Consider the following 16,999-nt stretch of genomic DNA (forward strand, 5'->3'; position numbering starts at 1 on the left):
GCCAAACGTAGGGATGTGCAAACCGGATTCAATGCGCAAACCGTTGAGATGGTTTCATGTTCGCGGCAATCTGCCACGTTTCGAACGATTGTAAACCGAACGACCAACTCGCAGCTTGAACCATCGAACCTGAGCGGATAATGAACAGCCGCGCCGTTTTTCGGTCGCCGTAAGCGTTTCACGTGAACCAACGCATCAACCGACGCCGTCGGGATCGATGCCATTTGCAGGGTTCAACGTGATCGACGCGTCCTTTTCCAAGAGAAATCAGATGATTGTGGTTCGCAAACTGCCGGCGCGCTATGCGCCGATCGTGATGCCGTTCGTGCTGTCCATCCTCATGACGGCCGTGGTGTCGGTCATTTCGACGCTCCGGAGCTTAGGGGCGACGCCGGCGTTTCTCGCGACCTGGCCGGGCGCCTGGGCGCTGTCCTGGCTGGTCGCCTTTCCGACGCTGCTGGTGGTGCTGCCGATGGTGCGGCGGATCGTGACGCTCCTCGTCGCAGCCCCGCCTCAACCAGGCCGATAGAAGGCGCCTACGACAGCGCCCCAAGCACGCCGCGCGTCGCCTTGTCGATCTCCTCGACATAGCGGCGGCGGGCGAAGTTTTCGGTGAGGAAGCCGACCACCTTGCGGCTGTCGGTGGAATCCACCACCGCCAGCATCTCGGCTTCGGCCTCGTCGAACACCGCCATCGCCGACTTCACGTTCATTTCCGGGATCAGCACGATGTCGATCAGGCGGGCGAGCTCGATCACCTGGATGTCGTCGGCGATGGTGTCGAGGTCGCTGGAGAACAGGTCCGGCAGCAGGACCAGGCCTACATATTCGTCGGAATTGTTGACGATGACGATACCGGGCCGCGATCCCAGCGCGAACTCGCGGCGGACCGCGGCGATCGTCGTGGTCGAGGGCACCTTGCCGACGTCGGAGCGCATCAGCCGCTCGACGGTGAGATTGCGCAGCCAGCCGACGTCGTTGGCGCTGCGGATGGTCTCGCCGCGCAGATGCAGGCGCCAGGTCGAGAAGGAGTGGCCGAACATGAAGCGGACGCAGATCGAGGTGACGATGCAGCCGGCGAGCACCACGGCGGTGACGTCGACGTTGCGGGTCATCTCGAGCACCAGGAACGACATGGTCAGGGGGCCGCCGACGATGGCGACACCGAGCGTCGCCATGCCCGTCAGCATCGCTACCAGCGGATCGATCGCGAAGTTCGGGCTGATCAAGAGCAGCACCGCGGCAAAGAACTTTCCGATCAGGCTGCCGACGAACAGCGAGGCGAAGAACAGACCGCCGCGGAAGCCGGAGGCGAGCGAGACCAGGCAGGCCGTCACCTTCAGGGCGATGATCAGCGCGATCAGGCCGATCGTCATGTCGTGAAAGAGATCGAGCACCATGGCGCCATGGCCGGCCGCCAGCACCTGCGGCGTCACGATGGCAAAGCCGCCGACGATGAGGCCGCCGATCACCGGCCGGAGCCAGATCGGCAGCCAGGCGAACAGACGCTCGAACATCGGCGAGGAGCGCATCACGGCGATGCCGACGCCGCTGGTGATCAGCGCAAGTCCGATCAGGGCCAGATATTGCTCGACGCCGACGGCGCTGACCTTGGGTATCTCCAGCGAGTATGGCGCGCCGCCGAGCCATTGCGCGGTCAGCGCGCCGGCGAGCGAAGCTGCCAGGATCGGGGCGGCGCTGCCGACCGAATAGACGCCGACGATCAACTCACAGGCATAGAAGGCCCCGGTGATCGGCGCGCCGAACGCCGCCGCGATCGCAGCCGCCGCGCCGCAGCCGACCATCAGGCGAAGATCGTTGCGGCGCAGATTGAAGAACTTGCCGAACAGCGAGGCGATCCCCGAGCCGATCTGGGTATAGCCCGCCTCGAGGCCGACCGAGGCGCCGCAGCCGTTGGAGATGAGCGTCTGGCTCGACACGATGACGCTGTCCCGCATCGACAGATTGCCGCCGCGCAGCGCGTTCGCCTCGATCGGATCGACCGCATTCGAAATCTTCATCCGACGCCGCGACCACTCCATGATGCCAAGCGAAAGCCCACCCAGCGCCGGCGCGATCAGTGCCGCCCACGGGCTGACGCTCGCGTGGGCCGACAAGTGGACATCGACGGGAATTCCATAGATCACCACGTGCGCGATCTGCGCGATATGCGCCATCAGCGTCACCACCGCGCCGGCCAGCGTGCCGATCACCAGCGCCAGCGGGATCAGGTAGAACTCGTTGCTGCGCAAGAGGGCACGCAGCCGAACCATGGTGCGGTTCGTCCCCTTGCGATCCACGAGATGCCTGATCCGCACGAACACCTTCTGCCTGCCCTACCCTTCCGACAGGCCGTAGCCGGCCATGCGCTGGCGGACCCGCTCGATCTCGGCGCTGGGAAGCAGCGGCGGCTGTCCGATCTGGAGGCAACCGTGATATTGCCGCGCCAGCGTTTCCACCTCGACGGCGAGCCACATCGCCTTGTCCAGCGTCTTGCCGATCGCGATCATGCCGTGATGGTCCAGCAGGCAGGCAAGCCGCCCCTCCAGCGCCTGCACCGCATGTTCGGACAGCTCCACGGTTCCGAACGTCGCATAGGGCGCGCAGCGGATGCTGTCGCCGCCGGCCGCCGCGATCATGTAGTGCACCGGCGGAATCTCCATGCCCATGATCGCCAGGATGGTGCAATAGGTCGGATGGGCGTGCACTACGGCGTTGACGTCACCCCGTGACTTCAGGATGTCGCGATGAAAGCGCCATTCGCTCGACGGCTTCTGATCGGGCGCATGTGTGCCGTCCATGGCCATGAAGACGATCTGGTCCGGCGTCATGACCTCATAGGGCACGCTGGTCGGCGTGACCAGGAGCCCGTCCACATGCCGGACAGAGATATTGCCCGAGGTGCCCTGGTTGATGCCGAGCGCGTTCATGCGCCGGCAGGCGTCGATGATGGCCTGTCTCTTGGCGGGCTCGTCCGCTGTCATCGACATCCCGATTTCCTGATCGATGGTCTTGTTAGACCGGAAGTACGTCAAAGCAACATGGCAGTGCAAGCGAAAGCGGCCCGGATCCGGTGCCACCTTGTCGCCCCTCCCGCCAAACCACGATATGGACGGCAAAATCGACAAATTCACAGATTGTCGCAGCCCTATGACAGGCTGGTCCTGACCGCCGCAATCCCGTTGATCACGAACTGCACGGAATAGGCGGCGAGCAGCATGCCGAGGACGCGCGACAGCACCGCATTTCCGGTGCGTCCGAGGGTCGTCGCGATCAAATGTGCCGAGACGAAGCACAGCATGCAGAGCAGGCAGACCGAGAGGACGACCGCGATGATCACCGCGAGTCTCGCCCCATAGCCGGCATCGCCCGAAAGCAGCAGCGTGGTCGCAATCGCGCCGGGGCCGGCCATCATGGGGATGGCCAGGGGAAACACCGCGACATCGGAGGCGTGCTCGGACGTCGCCTTGTCGGCCTCGCGGGCCTCGCGATGCGGACGATCGCCGAAGATCATCTGGTAGGACACGCCGAACAGCAGCAACCCGCCGGCAATCTGGAAGGCGGGGATCCCGATCCCGAGCTGGCGCAGCAACCAGTTTCCGACCAGCGCGATCACCACCAGGATCGAGGCTGCGATCAGCGGCGCGCGCAGCGCGATGGTTCGTTTGACCTTGTCGGGCATGCCCCCTGTCGCGGCCAGGAAGGCCGGCGCAAGGCCGACCGGGTCGACCACCAGCAGCAGCGTCACGAAGGCGGACAGGGCGAAGTCGAGCATGTGTCGGTGGGATCCTTGGACGCTGGAACGATGGCTGCCGGGCTGACTTAGCCCAGCAAAGCCGCTTTGGAAATCACTGGAGGCGACAATGAGCGACAGTGGAATCGGAATGCTTCTCGGCCAGCTCTCGGCCAACCTGCTCTGGCTCTGGTTCATCGGAGCCTTCGTGCTCGGCGGGGTCCTCGTCTATGGCGTGATGAAGGCCGGCCACCTCAGGCGCAGCGAGCGGGCGCAGCTCGATCGCAATACCGAGGCACGGCAGCGCCAGGAAGATCCCTACAAGCGCCCGACCTGAACGGTTGCCGCGCGCGCCGGTTGCAGTTTGGAACTTTCGTTCTCCAACCGGCTTTGAACGCCTGAGGATTGGGGAAGGAGATGCCTTCCCGTGTCACCTCAAGAGGAGGACATATGGCTAAACGAGCGAAGAAACGCGCACCCAAGAAGACCGCCGCGCGCCGACCGCGTCAGGCGCCGAAAATGCTCAGCGACCTGTTTCTGGAAACGCTGAAGGACATCTATTTCGCCGAGAACAAGATCATCAAGACGCTGCCGAAGATGGCCAAGGCCGCGCAATCGAAGGATCTGGCGGCCGCTTTCAACAAGCACCTGCGTGAGACCCAGGGCCAGGTCAAGCGTCTGGACCAGATCTTCAAGATGCTGGGCAAGCCGGCACGCGGCAAGCCCTGCGAGGCCATCAACGGCATTACCGACGAGGGCGCCGAGATCATGAAGGAGTTCAAGGGCGCACCTGCGCTCGATGCGGGGCTGCTCGCGGCCGCCCAGTCGGTCGAGCACTACGAGATCTCCCGCTATGGCACCCTGCGCACCTGGGCCGAGGAGCTCGGCATGCAGGACGCAGCAAGGCTGCTTCAGGCGACGCTGGAGGAAGAAGAGGCGACCGACCATACGCTGACCGAGCTGGCGACGTCCGTGATCAACCTCGAGGCGGAAGAAGATTACCGCGCCGCGGCCTGACCCGCGCCCCTGCCGATGACGGAACGCCGCGGCCAAAGCCGCGGCGTTTGCATTTTGGGCCAAAGCCGCGGCGTTTGCTTTTGCGATCGCACGACGGCGCATGGCACGTCAGCGCCACCGCACTGGATTTCCCGGGAACCAGCCCCATATGCAGGCTTTCCCACCCCTGAGCCCGCATCATGCAACCCAAAAATCCCCTCGACTGGATGCTGTCCGAAGCCCTGGACCAGCTGACGCGCGCCGAGCGGCTGCGCCAGCAGTTCGGCCGCCAGGAAGCCTGCTGGGAGCCGCCGATCGACGTGCTCGAAACCGAGCATGAGCTGCTGATCCTGGTCGCGCTTCCCGGCGTCAATCCGGACAATGTCGAGACGGTGATTCACGACGGCGTGCTCGTCGTCTCCGGCCAGCGCACGCTTCCGCCGGAGCTTCGCAACGCCCGCATCCACCGGCTCGAGCTGCCGCAGGGGCGTTTTGAGCGCCGCATTGCATTGCCCCTTGGCCGCTACGCCATCAGCCGCTTCGTGATGGACGGCTGCGTCGCGCTACGCCTCGCCAAATCCTGAGGTCGATCATGGCCACCGAACAGATGAACAACGAACAGACCAGTAACGACGTGAAGATCCCCGAAGACGCGCTGATCATGGTCGCCGTACGCGACATGGTGCTGTTTCCCGGCGCGATCGGGCCGATCGCGATCGCGCGACCGAAATCGATCGCGGCGGCGCAACAGGCGCTGCGCGAGCAGCGGCCTATCGGCATCGTCCTGCAGCGCAATCCCGAAGTCGACGATCCCACGCCGGACGACCTCTACCGGGTCGCGACCATCGCCAACATCGTGCGCTACATCACCGCGCCCGACGGCACCCATCACATCGTCTGCCAGGGCGTGCAGCGTGCGCGCATCCTCGACTTCCTGCCGGGGACGCCGTTCCCGGCCGCGCGGATCCAGCAGATTCCGGAGCCGACCACGACTTCGCCCGAGATCGAGGCGCGCGCGCTGAATCTGCAGCGCCAGGCGATCGAGGCGATCGAGCTGCTGCCGCAGGCGCCGCCCGAGCTGGCCGCGATGTTCCAGGGCACCACCGCGCCCGGCGCGCTGGCGGATCTGGCGACCTCGTTCATGGACATCAAGCCGCAGGACAAGCAGGAGGTACTGGAGACCATCGACCTCGCCTTGCGCGTCGAGAAGGTGTCCAAGCATCTGGCCGAGCGGCTGGAGGTGCTGCGCATCAGCAATGAGATCGGCCAGAAGACCCGCGCCAGCTTCGACGAGCGGCAGCGCGAGGCGATCCTGCGCGAGCAGATGGCGACCATCCAGCGCCAGCTCGGCGAAGGCGACGGCAAGGCGGCCGAGGTCGCCGAGCTGACGTCTGCCATCGCCAAGGCCAACATGCCGCCGGAGGCGGACGCGCACGCCAGGAAGGAGCTGCGCCGCTACGAACGCATGCCAGAGGCGGCCGGCGAAGCCGGCATGGTCCGCACCTATCTCGACTGGCTGATCGAGCTGCCCTGGGGGCTGCCCGCGGAGAAGCCGATCGACATCAAGGAAGCGCGAGCCATCCTCGACGCTGATCACTTCGGCCTGGAGAAGATCAAGGGCCGGATCATCGAATATCTGGCGGTGCGCAAGCTGGCCCCGCAGGGCAAGGCGCCGATCCTGTGCTTCGTCGGCCCGCCCGGCGTCGGCAAGACCTCGCTCGGCCAGTCCATCGCGCGTGCGATGGATCGCCCCTTCGTGCGCGTCAGCCTAGGCGGCGTGCATGACGAGGCCGAGATCCGCGGTCACCGGCGCACCTATATCGGCGCGCTGCCCGGCAACATCATCCAGGGCATCAAGAAGGCTGGCAGCCGCAACTGCGTCATGATGCTGGACGAGATCGACAAGATGGGCCGTGGCGTGCAGGGCGATCCGTCAGCTGCCATGCTGGAGGTGCTCGACCCCGAGCAGAACGGGACGTTCCGGGACAATTACCTGGGCGTGCCCTTCGACCTGTCGCGCGTGGTGTTCATCGCGACCGCCAACATGCTGGACCAGATCCCGGGCCCGCTGCTGGATCGCATGGAGCTGATCAGCCTCGCCGGCTACACCGAAGAGGAGAAGCTGGAGATCGCGAAGCGCTATCTGGTACGGCGTCAGCTCGAGGCCAACGGCTTGACCGCCGAGCAGGCCGAGATCGAGCCGGAGGCGCTGAAGCTGGTCGTCAAGGGCTACACCCGCGAGGCCGGCGTGCGTAACCTCGAGCGCGAGATCGGCAAGCTGTTCCGGCATGCCGCGGTGCAGGTCGCCGAGGGCACCGCCGTGAAGGTCGTGGTGGGGGCGAAGGACATCGCCACCGTGCTCGGCCAGCCGCGCTTCGAGGGCGAGATCGCGCAGCGTACCAGCATTCCGGGCGTGGCCACCGGCCTTGCCTGGACGCCTGTTGGCGGCGACATCCTGTTCATCGAGGCTTCGCGAGTGCCCGGCCGGGGCGGCATGATCCTGACCGGCCAGCTCGGTGAGGTCATGCGCGAGAGCGTGCAGGCTGCGCTGACGCTGGTGAAGAGCAAGGCCACGCAGCTCGGCATCGATCAGTCGGTGTTCGAGAAGAGCGACATCCACGTTCACGTTCCGGCGGGCGCAACCCCGAAGGACGGACCGAGTGCGGGCGTTGCGATGTTCACGGCGCTGACCTCCCTGCTCACCAACCGCACGGTGCGCAGCGACACCGCGATGACCGGCGAGATCTCGCTACGCGGCCTGGTGCTGCCGGTCGGCGGGATCAAGGAGAAGGTGGTGGCGGCCGCGGCGGCGGGCCTGAAGCGGGTGATGCTGCCGGCGCGCAACAAGCGGGACTATGACGACATCCCGAAGAGCGCGCGGGACAACCTCGAATTCATCTGGCTGGAGCGCGTCGACGAAGCCATCGCCGCGGCGCTCGAGCCGGTCGAGGTCAAGGTCGAAGCGGCGGAGTGACTGCGATGAAGAAACTGCTTGAGAAAGCGAAGAGATCGCGGACGACGCAGCGGCTGCGCCGGTTGCTCGATCGCGCGATCGACCGGGTTCGCGATGGGCTGGCGGCGGCCGGGCCGCAGCTTCAACCCATTCCGGTCCGGGTGAAGCGCCGCAAGGGTTGAGCCCTCCGTCTCAGGCCCTCGCGGCTGCCCCAATCAAAAGGCCCCCTCCGACCCGAGGGGGCCTTTGCGTTGTTAGCCCACGGCGTCCTTGGCCGCCTTGACCGGGCGGGCGCGGACGATCTTGCGGGCCGGCTTGGCCTTGAACATCATCTCTTCACCCGTGAACGGGTTGGTGCCCTTGCGCGCCTTGGTCGCGGGCTTCTTGATGACCACGAACTTGGCGAAGCCCGGCACCAGGAACAGGCCGTTCTTCTTGAGCTCCTTGTGACCGACGTCGGTCAGCGTCTCCATGACGTTCTTGACGTCGCGCTTGGAAAGCTCGGTGGCGGTCGCAATCTTTTCGATCAACTGCGATTTGGACATTTGGGTTGGCATCGTGTCTCCTCTGATTCGTTGCCGGTTGCATATTAGACCAACCGGCGAAGGCCTATAGCCTTCTGCACAGTTTTGTCGCGGTTTTACGGGCTTTTTTGGCCCTCAGCGGCAAAAAACCCTGCTTTTTAGCTACTTCCGGAGCGGGAGAAGCCTCGGGCAGCGGATTTTACCTTGTTTCAAAGGCCCGCACGCAACCTTGCTAAAGCTGATTCGCCGCTTTCGACAAGCGACGAGGTGCCTCTTTGTGCGCGGAGAAGCGCGTTTCGCCCTAGAAAATAAGGCTAGATCGTCGCGTTGGGACGTCTCACCCGCTCCCTCACCCTATTCCCACAGGGGCGCGGCGAGCTTCGCGCGCGCTAGATGCGCTCGATGATGATGGCCGGCGCCATGCCGCCAGCGGCGCACATGGTGACGAGACCACGCTTGAGGTCGCGCCGTTCGAGCTCGTCGAGCACGGTGCCGATCAGGATCGAGCCGGTGGCGCCGATGGGATGGCCGAGCGCGATCGAGCCGCCATTGACGTTGACCCTGGCGCGATCGAGCTTGAGGTCGCGGATATATTTTTCCGCAACCACCGCAAACGCCTCGTTGATCTCGAACAGGTCGATGTCGTCAACGGTCAACCCCGCCTTCGCCAGTACCTTGCGCGTGGCCGGCACCGGCGCGTTCAGCATCAGGGTCGGCGAGTCCCCCATATTGGCCATCGCGACGACACGGGCGCGGGCTTTAAGGCCATGCGCTTTGGCGTAAGCGGGCGAGGCCAACAGGATCGCGGCGGCGCCGTCGACGACGCCGGACGAGTTGCCGGCGTGATGCATGAAGTCGATATCGAGATCAGGATATTTCTGCAGGATCAGGCCGCGATAGGTCGTGCCCCTGTCATCGAGCGCGTAGTCGGCCACCGCCGGGAATGCCGGCTTCAGGCTGCTGAGGCCCTCCATCGTGGTCTGCGGCCGCGGATATTCCTCGTGGTCGAGCGCGAGGCTGCCGTCTTCGCGATGGACAGGCACGAGGCTCTTCTTGAAGTGGCCGTTCGCCATGGCATGCGCGGCGCGCTTCTGGCTTTCGAGCCCGAGCGCGTCGACGTCCTGTCGCGTGATGCCTTCCATGGTCGCGATCGCGTCCGCACAGACGCCCTGATGCGACTGCGGATGCCGCGCGCGCAAGCGCAGATTGCCGGAGTCCATCATCATCGGGCCGCCGCCGCGGCGTCCTTCCATCGACATCATCTCGCAGCCGCCGGCGATGACGAGGTCTTCCGCGCCCGCCATGATCGAGGATGCGGCCATGTTGACGCTGGTGATGCCGCTTCCGCAGAAGCGATCGAGTGTCACGGCGCTGGCGCGCACGTCATAGCCGGCATCGAGCGCCGACATACGGCCGAGATCGCCGCTTTGCGTTGCGACCTGCGCGCTGCAGCCCCAGACGATGTCGTCGACATCCGCGGTGTTGATGCCGGTCCGATCCGCGAGCGCGCGCAGCACGGTGGCGCCGAGCTGCTGCGGATGAATGCCCGAAAGCGCGCCCTTGCCGGCCTTGCCGACGCCGCGCGGGGTCCGGCAGGCATCGATGATCAGCGCGTCAGCCATTGGCGTTGTCCTCTTGCTGGTGGGTGTTGCGGATGGTTTTGAATCAGGGGGAGAAGGGAGTCAATGCGAGACGTTTACCGCTTCGCACCCGGATTTTCCGCTGCGCGGTTAGCGCTGAAAGTCTCCGTGACGTCATGGCCGGGCCTGTCCCGGCCATCCATGCCCTGCCGCACCGCGCGAAGAACGTGGATGCCCGGGACAAGCCCGGGCATGACGGCATCTGGTGCGTCCGGGAGGAAACCGGCTACGCCCCCGCCGCGTTCTTCGCGATCACGTTGCGATAGAAGCTGGCGCTGAGTTTCGGCGTGCGGACCTGGGTGTCGAAATTGACGTGGTACAGCCCGAAACGCTTGTTGAGGCCGTACACCCACTCGAAATTGTCCATCAGGCTCCAGAGGAAATAGCCGCGCACGGGCACGCCCTCGGCGGTGGCGCGCTGGAGCTGGGCGAGATAGTTGCGCAGATACATGATGCGGTCGGTGTCGTAGATCTTGCCGTCCGGCGTGACGACGTCGTCGCCGGAGGCGCCGTTCTCGCTGATGTAGATCGCATCCGTCTTCCAGATCTTTGCCGCCAGCTTCGGCACCCAATAGAGCGTCTCCGGTCCGACGCGCAGCCAGTCCGAGTTCATGTGCGGGAACGATTTCGGGATCGGCAGCGGCATGAAGCCCGCGCCCTGGTCGGAGGCCACCACATAGTTCTGCGGCGCGTAGATGTTGAGGCCGAGGAAATCGACCGGCGAGGAGATGATCTTCAGCTCCGCATCGGTGTATTTCGGCGCGTTGGGGCCGGCGAATTGCAGGAAGGCGTCGGTGTAGCGGCCCGTCATGATGACGTTGAGATAGCCGGCATTCATCTCGCGCAGCGCGATCTCCGCGGCACGGACGTTCTCCGGCGTGTCGATCGCGGGCGCGCAGGCATCGATGTTCTCGGCCGGCCCCACTCTGGTGCCGCGGCGGCCATGGGCGCGCACCGCCTGCACCGCGATCCCGTGCGCGAGCGCGCTGTTGTGCCTGATCTGGTTGACCTCGGCTTGCGGCAGCGTCACGCCCGGCGCGTCGATGCCGATGCCGTAACCGAAATAGACGAAGCGGCCGCTCTCGTTCAGCGAGAACACGTTTTTGACGCGGTCGGTCAGATGCTCGGCAACATAGGCGGCGTAGTCGCCGAAGATCTTGCAGGTTTCCGTCGAGCGCCAGCCGCCGAAGCGATCCTGCAGTGATTGCGGCAGGTCCCAATGATAGAGCGTCAGCCACGGCTCGATGCCGTTCTTCAGGAGCTCGTCAATGAGCCGATTGTAGAAGTCGAGCCCCTTCGGGTTGGGCTTGCCGTCGCCGTCCGGAAACAGCCGCGGCCAGGCCACCGAGAAGCGGTAGGCCTTGCAGCCGAGCGCCTTGATGAGCGCGATATCCTCCTTGTAGCGGTGATAGTGCTCATTGGCGCGGTCACCGTTGGTGCCGTCCTCGATCTTGCCGGGGATGCGCACGAACTTGTCCCAGATCGAGGCCCCTCGCCCGTCCTCGTTGACCGCGCCCTCGACCTGATAGGACGAGGTCGCCGTGCCCCAGACGAAGCCCGCCGGGAAACCGCTGCCGCTGCGCGGCGGCGATGCCGGCCTGGCGTCGGCTGCCTCCAGAGGATTTGCCATTCCGGCCGCGGACAATCCCGCCAGCTTGGCAAACTGGCGACGCGAGACCTTGTCCGACATGGTAATGCTGCTCCAAGGGTGATGCTGATGCTGCGGCACAATGGCGCGTCGCAGGCGGTTTGAGAAGCCGTGGGGTCGGGATTTGCGGATGCAGAATTGTGGCACACCGACCCACGACAGAATTTACTTCAATTAACCTGCAAAACCCTCCGTTCTCCAGCAAGTTTTACGTCGCGCCATGTCGGTCAAGCGATGGAGACGGAAGATGAGCGAAGAGACAGACTTTGAGACGACGGGCATTGGACGCCGGGATGTTCTCCTTACGGCAGGGGCCATGCTGGCAGGAATGGCGGCAACCAACCCGGCGGCTGCAAATGCCCAAGGCGCTCCGCGCCCCGCTTCGGTTGCTCGCGATTCCGCGCCACTCGGCGCGCGGCTGCAAGGCGTTCAGCATTTCGGCGTGACCGTGCAAAACATGAATCGCGCCTTCGAGTTCTACACCGAAGTGCTCGGCGGCACCGAGATTTTCCGCGACGGAGATTTCCAGGGTGAACCGATCCACAACACGCTTTTGACCGATCAGGAAATCGAAGCGCGCGAACGCCATGTCAACCCGCGCACGATCGGGGTTCCCGATCTCAGGGGAGGCACACAACGCTTGGACGTACGCTTCGTCCAGTTCGACAACGTCGTGATCGAGCTTCTGCAGTATCGCGACGCTGGCCAGCCATCGGGCAGCGGCGACAGCTTCGCAGAAGCGCGCGACCACATGAGCCCGGCGTTTCCGCGCTCCATGCACATCTGCTTCTATGTGAGGGATGACGTCGACTTCAACAAGTTCATCCACGACCTGGAGGCAGAATCGGCGCGCCGCGGCATGACCCAGGTGCGGGCCAATCGTGTGATCACCGTGACATCAGAGCAGCAGCGCCGCGCCGCCCCGATGGAGGCGAACACCAATCGCATCACGCAGGGCCTCTCGGAAGGCTGGGAGCTGATTTATTGCAAGGGCCCAGAGGGAGAGCAGCTCGAGTTCGTCAAGGCTCTGGGTCCAGTGAAGAAGCGCTTCAGCGACGCGCTCGCCGCCCGCCAGCAGCGGGGCTAGAGCAATTATCGCAGAGAAGGACGATCTCCATGATGTCACGGAAACGAATGATCCTGGCCCTCGTCGCCACAGCTTCACTGGCCGGCGCAGCATCAGCCACCGCTCAGGAACGCGACGGCGTTCGCTATCGTGCCATTCCCGATGGCGCCTATTCGGTCGTCGCCGAAGTCCGCGCCAAACCGGGCAAGGAACGCGCGCTTCGAGAGGCAACGCTGCCGCTTGTCGCGCTTGTCCGAAGCGATCCCAAGAACCTGGTCTACTTCTTCCAGGAGGACCGCGAGACACCAGGACGCTTCATCTTCTATGAGATCTTCGCAAGCCGCGACGACTTCGAGGCCCACAATGCCATGCCCTACGTCCAGCAGTGGTTCGGCCGGCTCCCCGAGCTCGCCGAGGGGGGCGTCGTGGTCAGGCGGTTGGAGATACTCGGCCACAACGGAGGTTGAAGTCGCGCCTCGCCGTCGCAGCGAGCCCGCGGCGAGCGCTTGAACCTGATTGCTGAATTTACCTTCAGGACAAGCGGGCAATCTGCCGCCGGGCGATCGACCCCGCTGTGGGCTCGTCAAGAATCTCGCGTGCCCGGTCAAGTCCGGGCACACACTCTCGATCGCCGAGACGCCCCAACAGCTCCTTGAGCACGGCGTGCGCGACTTCCGCCCGTCCGGCCATCAACTCCAGTTCGGCGAGACCGACACTGGCATCGCATTCATGGAAATAGATACCTTGAGCGCGCGTCAACTCGATCGCGCCCCTGAACAGGCTCCTTGCGGCGCTCAGATCGCCCGGCCGATTCCGCGCCATCAGGATCCTTGCGAGGACGGGGTGATGCCGTCCAATGAGTCGGCCGTCCCGATCACCGAGACATTGTGTCATTGCCTGCTTTGCCGCAGCCTCCGCCCCATCCAGATCGCCCAGCCTGCGTCGCGTATCCGCGAGCTCAACCCAAAGGGTCGGATGAAGCGTCCCTGTCTTCAGGATGAATCTGTCCTGCAGATTGTGGGTCAGGCTGCGTTCTGCCGCTTCCAGGTCACGGGCTTCCTCGCGGATCAGAAGAGCCTGAAAGACATCGACCAGAACGCGCCATGGACGATAGAGGCTGGACACAGCTTCGAGCTTCCGCAGATAGAGTCTGACACGTTGAAAATCGCCAGATGCAAGATGGGCCCAGATAGCTCCCTGCGCGAGCACGAAGTACAGGGTCGTCACGTGGCCCTGGCTTTCCGCTTGGCTGACGGTAGATGCCAGCAGAGACCGCGCCTGATCGGGATAACCCAAATAGAACTTCGTAAGCCCGAGCCCGACCTTGCAGGAGATGATCGAGTCGATGCCGCCGAAATAGAGCGAAACTCTCCGGGGAATCGCCGATCGGTCATTCAAGAACGCCTCGAATTTCTGGTGCGCCAGCGTCATATCGGAGGCCTCAAAGGCCTGGAAGGCGGACCAGCGCAGGAGAAGCCTCGACATCACGGCATCGTTCGATCTCCTGCATACCGCCGCGAACGCATCGATGTAGGGCGAGGCGGGACGCCTGGTCAGGAGCATGTTCTGGATGATGCCGTAGAGCGCCCGCATCTCCAGGAGATCGTCGCGCGCGATTTGTGCTGCGCGCCAGGCGTGCTCGTAGAGGCTCGCACCCTCAAGACCCGGTACATAGACCTGCTCCGCCGCGAGCGCGACCAGCACGCGAGATCTCACGGCGGGTCCGACATCGGGACTGCTGTCGGCAAAGCGCAACGCCAGCTCCAGATGAGGAACGCCTTGCGCGAGTGAGGTGAACTCGAGCCATAGACGTTCGGCTGCAAGAACCAGCGCTATTCCGAGGCCGGGCTTGACGGAAAACGCCCAATCGAGAGCGACGCGAACCTCGTCGATGTAACCACGCAGCTGTGCACTGTCCGCGACGGAATCGCAGGCATCCCAATCCCTCCGCTCCAGCATGTCGAGGAAATAGCGCGCATGGCGCTCGTGCACCCGTTCCCGGTCGTCTGCCGCGTCCGATGCCCGAGTGGCGTAGGCCCGGGTGGTCTCCAGCAAGCGATATTCCAGCGGCGCGGCCCGATGATCGAGGCTCAGAAACGACTTGCTCGCTAATGCGGCAACCGCTTCGCGGACACCTCCCATGTCCAGATCGTCATCGCCTGCAACCGCAATTGCAGCACCGAGGGTGAAAGGCCCGGCAAAAATGGAGAGGCGCCCGAGCACCACCCGCTCCCTTTTGGGAAGAAGATTGTAGCTCCAGTCGATCGTTGCGGCGAGCGAGCGATGACGCGGAATTGCGGTCCGACGATCCACCCAGAGCAGGGAGAATCGTTCGTCGAGCCCGCGACGAACCTCTTCGATGCCGAGGACGTCGACCATCGACGCCGCGAGTTCGATCGCCAGGGGCATCCCGTCGAGGCGCCGGCAAACATCCGCGATCGCGGCCGCGACGGTATCATCGATCGCGAAGTTCGGCGTTCTCCGGCAGACCGTTCGCGTGAACAATTCTGCCGATGAATAATCCTGAACGTTTCCGGCTGTCACCGGAACAGACGACGGCGGGGTTTCGAGCGGATCGAGACGCCAGACAAGTTCGCCTTCGATCCGCAGGGTTTCGCGGGTCGTCACCAGAATATGGACGTCGCGGGTGCCGCTGAGCACGCTTTCAACGAGGAGCGCGACGCTCTCGGTGACATGCTCGCAGGAATCCAGGACAAGCAACAGACGCCGGCCATGAAGGGCAAGCAGGACCTGATCGAGACTTGCAGCCATCTGAACCGGCAGATCAAGCGCGCCGGTGACGGCCGCATAGATCTGACTTCCGTCAGTGATACGGTCGAGCTCGACAAGGCAGACTCCGTCGCAATAGGATTTCTCAAGCTCGCTCGCCACGGCAAGCGCGACGGTCGTCTTGCCGATGCCGCCGGGCCCAAGGATGGTGACGAGCCGGTCGTTCTGCAGAAGCTCGCTGATGTCGCCGATCACCGCGGCGCGGCCGATCGGCGCATGCATCGCGCCGGGCGCGCGCGATCGGCGCTTCGATGGGTGATAGACGCCGACGTCTCCGACGAAGCGGTAGCCGAAGGACGCCTCTGCGCGGATCAGGTCTCCGTATTCAAGCAGAGCCTTTCTCAGGCCGGAGATCTGAACCTTCAGGTTGTCCTCGGTCACGGTTCGCCCGGGCCATGCGCGATCGTAGAGCACGGCCCTTGAAACGAGCTCACCCGGAGCTTCCAGCAAGGCGCCCAGAATCGCGGCCGCACGCGAGCCGAGCCTGACGTGAGTCTCACCGTGCAACAGCAAGCGTCTGGCCAAGCTGAAACGAAACGGTCCAAACGTGATTTCCGGACCCGCCATCGCCTGCCCAGCCCTCAGCGCCCTGATGGTCGATCGGTCGACAGCTCAGCGAAGGCACCGAGCGAGCGCTGACCTTCCGGCGGCAGCAACCCGACAACGTGTCGTGGGCGCAGAGAACGATTGATCCGGACCCTGGGAACCAGGATCGGAGGACATTCGGATCGAAGCAGGATCATCGGTTCTGGCCAGTGCTCAGCCGGTACGAATAAACGGAGCTATCAGTCACCGGAGCGAAATTCTTCTCTATTGGCACGAATTAGGTCGCGCGATTTGTCGCAGACGCGAGACCTTGTCCGACATTGATGCTGCTCCCGAGATGATTGCTGCGGCCGCACAATGGCGGGCGGCAAGCGGTTTGAGAAGCGAGGTTTCAGGGTAGCAGCCGGCGCGTTCCGCGTCATGCAGCGTCCAGCGCCTTTAACTCGTCAGCCGCAGCGATGATCGCACCCCGAATCTTGACGAAATATTCCGCATCGATCCGCGACGCGAGCCAATCCAGCTCGCCCGTATGGCCGTGCTCATTCACCTTGCGGATCACGCCTTCGCTGATCAGCACGTTGAGGCAGCGCCGGACGTTCGAGCGCGGGAGCCCGAGATATTTGGAAACGTCGGAGGCCGTACGCGGCGGAGCGCCGAGCTCGTCGCTCACGCGAATCATCATCGCAACCAGCAGTTCTTCAAACACCGCGCCGAGGTGCTTGCGAGGATAGCCGCTGCGCATCGCCACGAAGCACGTCACCAACAACCTGCCGACAATAGCCGATTGCTTCTCGCGCTTCGTCACTGCTGCATCTGAATTGTTTGGGATTTCTCCGGCCATTTTCGCCACCATTGTCTTCGCTCGCGATTGTGTTTAGCTGGCGCATGCTTCGGCCGCAAATGAAGCTGTGTTAAGCTGGAGCACATCGCTCATGCGTCGGCATCTCAGACAGACTTTCGCGAACGAGACGGTCTTTGCGATTATTGTGACCTGTTTCGGGCTTCTGCCGGTCGCCATATTGCTGGTTGCTCTCTTCGTTAGGTAAACCTCCAACCCTACTCTTCGGTAAGGCGTGGATCGGCAGACGCAATAACGTCACTTT

Annotated in this window: 16 protein-coding genes; 8 read left to right on the forward strand and 8 right to left on the reverse strand. The window is 64.0% G+C overall.

Features of this window, described 5'->3' with window-relative positions:
- Positions 1-271 precede the first annotated feature (271 nt).
- The gene (locus GGD61_RS36105) at positions 272-529 is read left to right on the forward strand and encodes a DUF2798 domain-containing protein (protein ID WP_026202400.1); all 258 of its coding nucleotides are present in this window, start codon (positions 272-274) and stop codon (positions 527-529) included.
- Positions 530-536: 7 nt separating this feature from the next.
- On the opposite strand, the gene GGD61_RS36110 is transcribed toward GGD61_RS36105, so the two are convergent.
- The 3 genes from GGD61_RS36110 to GGD61_RS36120 form a co-directional block, all read right to left on the reverse strand.
- Positions 537-2,324, reverse strand: coding sequence for a chloride channel protein (locus GGD61_RS36110; RefSeq protein WP_018320683.1), 1,788 nt, complete (start codon positions 2,322-2,324; stop codon positions 537-539).
- 12 nt (positions 2,325-2,336) lie between these two features.
- The gene (locus GGD61_RS36115; RefSeq protein WP_183232110.1) at positions 2,337-2,990 is read right to left on the reverse strand and encodes a class II aldolase/adducin family protein; all 654 of its coding nucleotides are present in this window, start codon (positions 2,988-2,990) and stop codon (positions 2,337-2,339) included.
- 158 nt (positions 2,991-3,148) lie between these two features.
- Positions 3,149-3,775: a MarC family protein gene (locus GGD61_RS36120; RefSeq protein WP_183232111.1), complete on the reverse strand. Its 627-nt coding sequence runs from the start codon at positions 3,773-3,775 to the stop codon at positions 3,149-3,151.
- A gap of 88 nt (positions 3,776-3,863) precedes the next feature.
- Here GGD61_RS36120 and GGD61_RS36125 point away from each other — a divergent pair, with 88 nt between their 5' ends.
- From GGD61_RS36125 to GGD61_RS36145, 5 genes are all read left to right on the forward strand, one after another.
- Positions 3,864-4,070, forward strand: a complete 207-nt coding sequence (locus GGD61_RS36125; RefSeq protein ID WP_018320686.1) for a hypothetical protein — start codon at positions 3,864-3,866, stop codon at positions 4,068-4,070.
- A gap of 113 nt (positions 4,071-4,183) precedes the next feature.
- Entirely contained in the window at positions 4,184-4,750 is a 567-nt protein-coding gene (locus GGD61_RS36130; protein WP_092261794.1) for a ferritin-like domain-containing protein, read from the forward strand.
- 179 nt (positions 4,751-4,929) lie between these two features.
- The gene (locus GGD61_RS36135; protein ID WP_028142669.1) at positions 4,930-5,313 is read left to right on the forward strand and encodes an Hsp20/alpha crystallin family protein; all 384 of its coding nucleotides are present in this window, start codon (positions 4,930-4,932) and stop codon (positions 5,311-5,313) included.
- A gap of 8 nt (positions 5,314-5,321) precedes the next feature.
- Positions 5,322-7,703, forward strand: coding sequence for an endopeptidase La (gene lon / locus GGD61_RS36140; RefSeq protein WP_183232112.1), 2,382 nt, complete (start codon positions 5,322-5,324; stop codon positions 7,701-7,703).
- A 5-nt stretch (positions 7,704-7,708) separates the two neighbouring features.
- Positions 7,709-7,864, forward strand: a complete 156-nt coding sequence (locus GGD61_RS36145; RefSeq protein WP_183232113.1) for a hypothetical protein — start codon at positions 7,709-7,711, stop codon at positions 7,862-7,864.
- A 72-nt stretch (positions 7,865-7,936) separates the two neighbouring features.
- On the opposite strand, the gene GGD61_RS36150 is transcribed toward GGD61_RS36145, so the two are convergent.
- The 3 genes from GGD61_RS36150 to GGD61_RS36160 all read right to left on the reverse strand — a co-directional run bounded on the left by GGD61_RS36150 (position 7,937) and on the right by GGD61_RS36160 (position 11,536).
- Complete coding sequence (locus GGD61_RS36150) at positions 7,937-8,239, reverse strand: HU family DNA-binding protein (RefSeq protein WP_018320691.1); 303 nt, start codon at positions 8,237-8,239, stop codon at positions 7,937-7,939.
- A 356-nt stretch (positions 8,240-8,595) separates the two neighbouring features.
- The gene (locus GGD61_RS36155; protein ID WP_183232114.1) at positions 8,596-9,828 is read right to left on the reverse strand and encodes an acetyl-CoA C-acetyltransferase; all 1,233 of its coding nucleotides are present in this window, start codon (positions 9,826-9,828) and stop codon (positions 8,596-8,598) included.
- 244 nt (positions 9,829-10,072) lie between these two features.
- Positions 10,073-11,536 carry a GH1 family beta-glucosidase gene (locus GGD61_RS36160; RefSeq protein ID WP_183232115.1) on the reverse strand — a complete coding sequence of 488 codons (1,464 nt, stop codon included), beginning with the start codon at positions 11,534-11,536 and terminating at the stop codon, positions 10,073-10,075.
- 205 nt (positions 11,537-11,741) lie between these two features.
- Between GGD61_RS36160 and GGD61_RS36165 the strand changes: the two genes are divergently transcribed.
- Both GGD61_RS36165 and GGD61_RS36170 read left to right on the forward strand, forming a co-directional pair.
- Entirely contained in the window at positions 11,742-12,581 is an 840-nt protein-coding gene (locus GGD61_RS36165; RefSeq protein WP_026202401.1) for a VOC family protein, read from the forward strand.
- 29 nt (positions 12,582-12,610) lie between these two features.
- Complete coding sequence (locus GGD61_RS36170) at positions 12,611-13,027, forward strand: putative quinol monooxygenase (RefSeq protein ID WP_246786135.1); 417 nt, start codon at positions 12,611-12,613, stop codon at positions 13,025-13,027.
- A gap of 64 nt (positions 13,028-13,091) precedes the next feature.
- Here GGD61_RS36170 and GGD61_RS36175 read toward each other — a convergent pair whose 3' ends face one another.
- Together GGD61_RS36175 and GGD61_RS36180 are read right to left on the reverse strand one after the other, a co-directional pair.
- Positions 13,092-15,917: a winged helix-turn-helix domain-containing protein gene (locus GGD61_RS36175; protein ID WP_183232116.1), complete on the reverse strand. Its 2,826-nt coding sequence runs from the start codon at positions 15,915-15,917 to the stop codon at positions 13,092-13,094.
- 397 nt (positions 15,918-16,314) lie between these two features.
- Positions 16,315-16,749 carry a helix-turn-helix domain-containing protein gene (locus GGD61_RS36180; RefSeq protein ID WP_018320697.1) on the reverse strand — a complete coding sequence of 145 codons (435 nt, stop codon included), beginning with the start codon at positions 16,747-16,749 and terminating at the stop codon, positions 16,315-16,317.
- Positions 16,750-16,999: the final 250 nt, after the last annotated feature.

The organism is Bradyrhizobium sp. SBR1B, from assembly GCF_014198205.1.
In the GTDB taxonomy this organism is placed as follows: domain Bacteria; phylum Pseudomonadota; class Alphaproteobacteria; order Rhizobiales; family Xanthobacteraceae; genus Bradyrhizobium.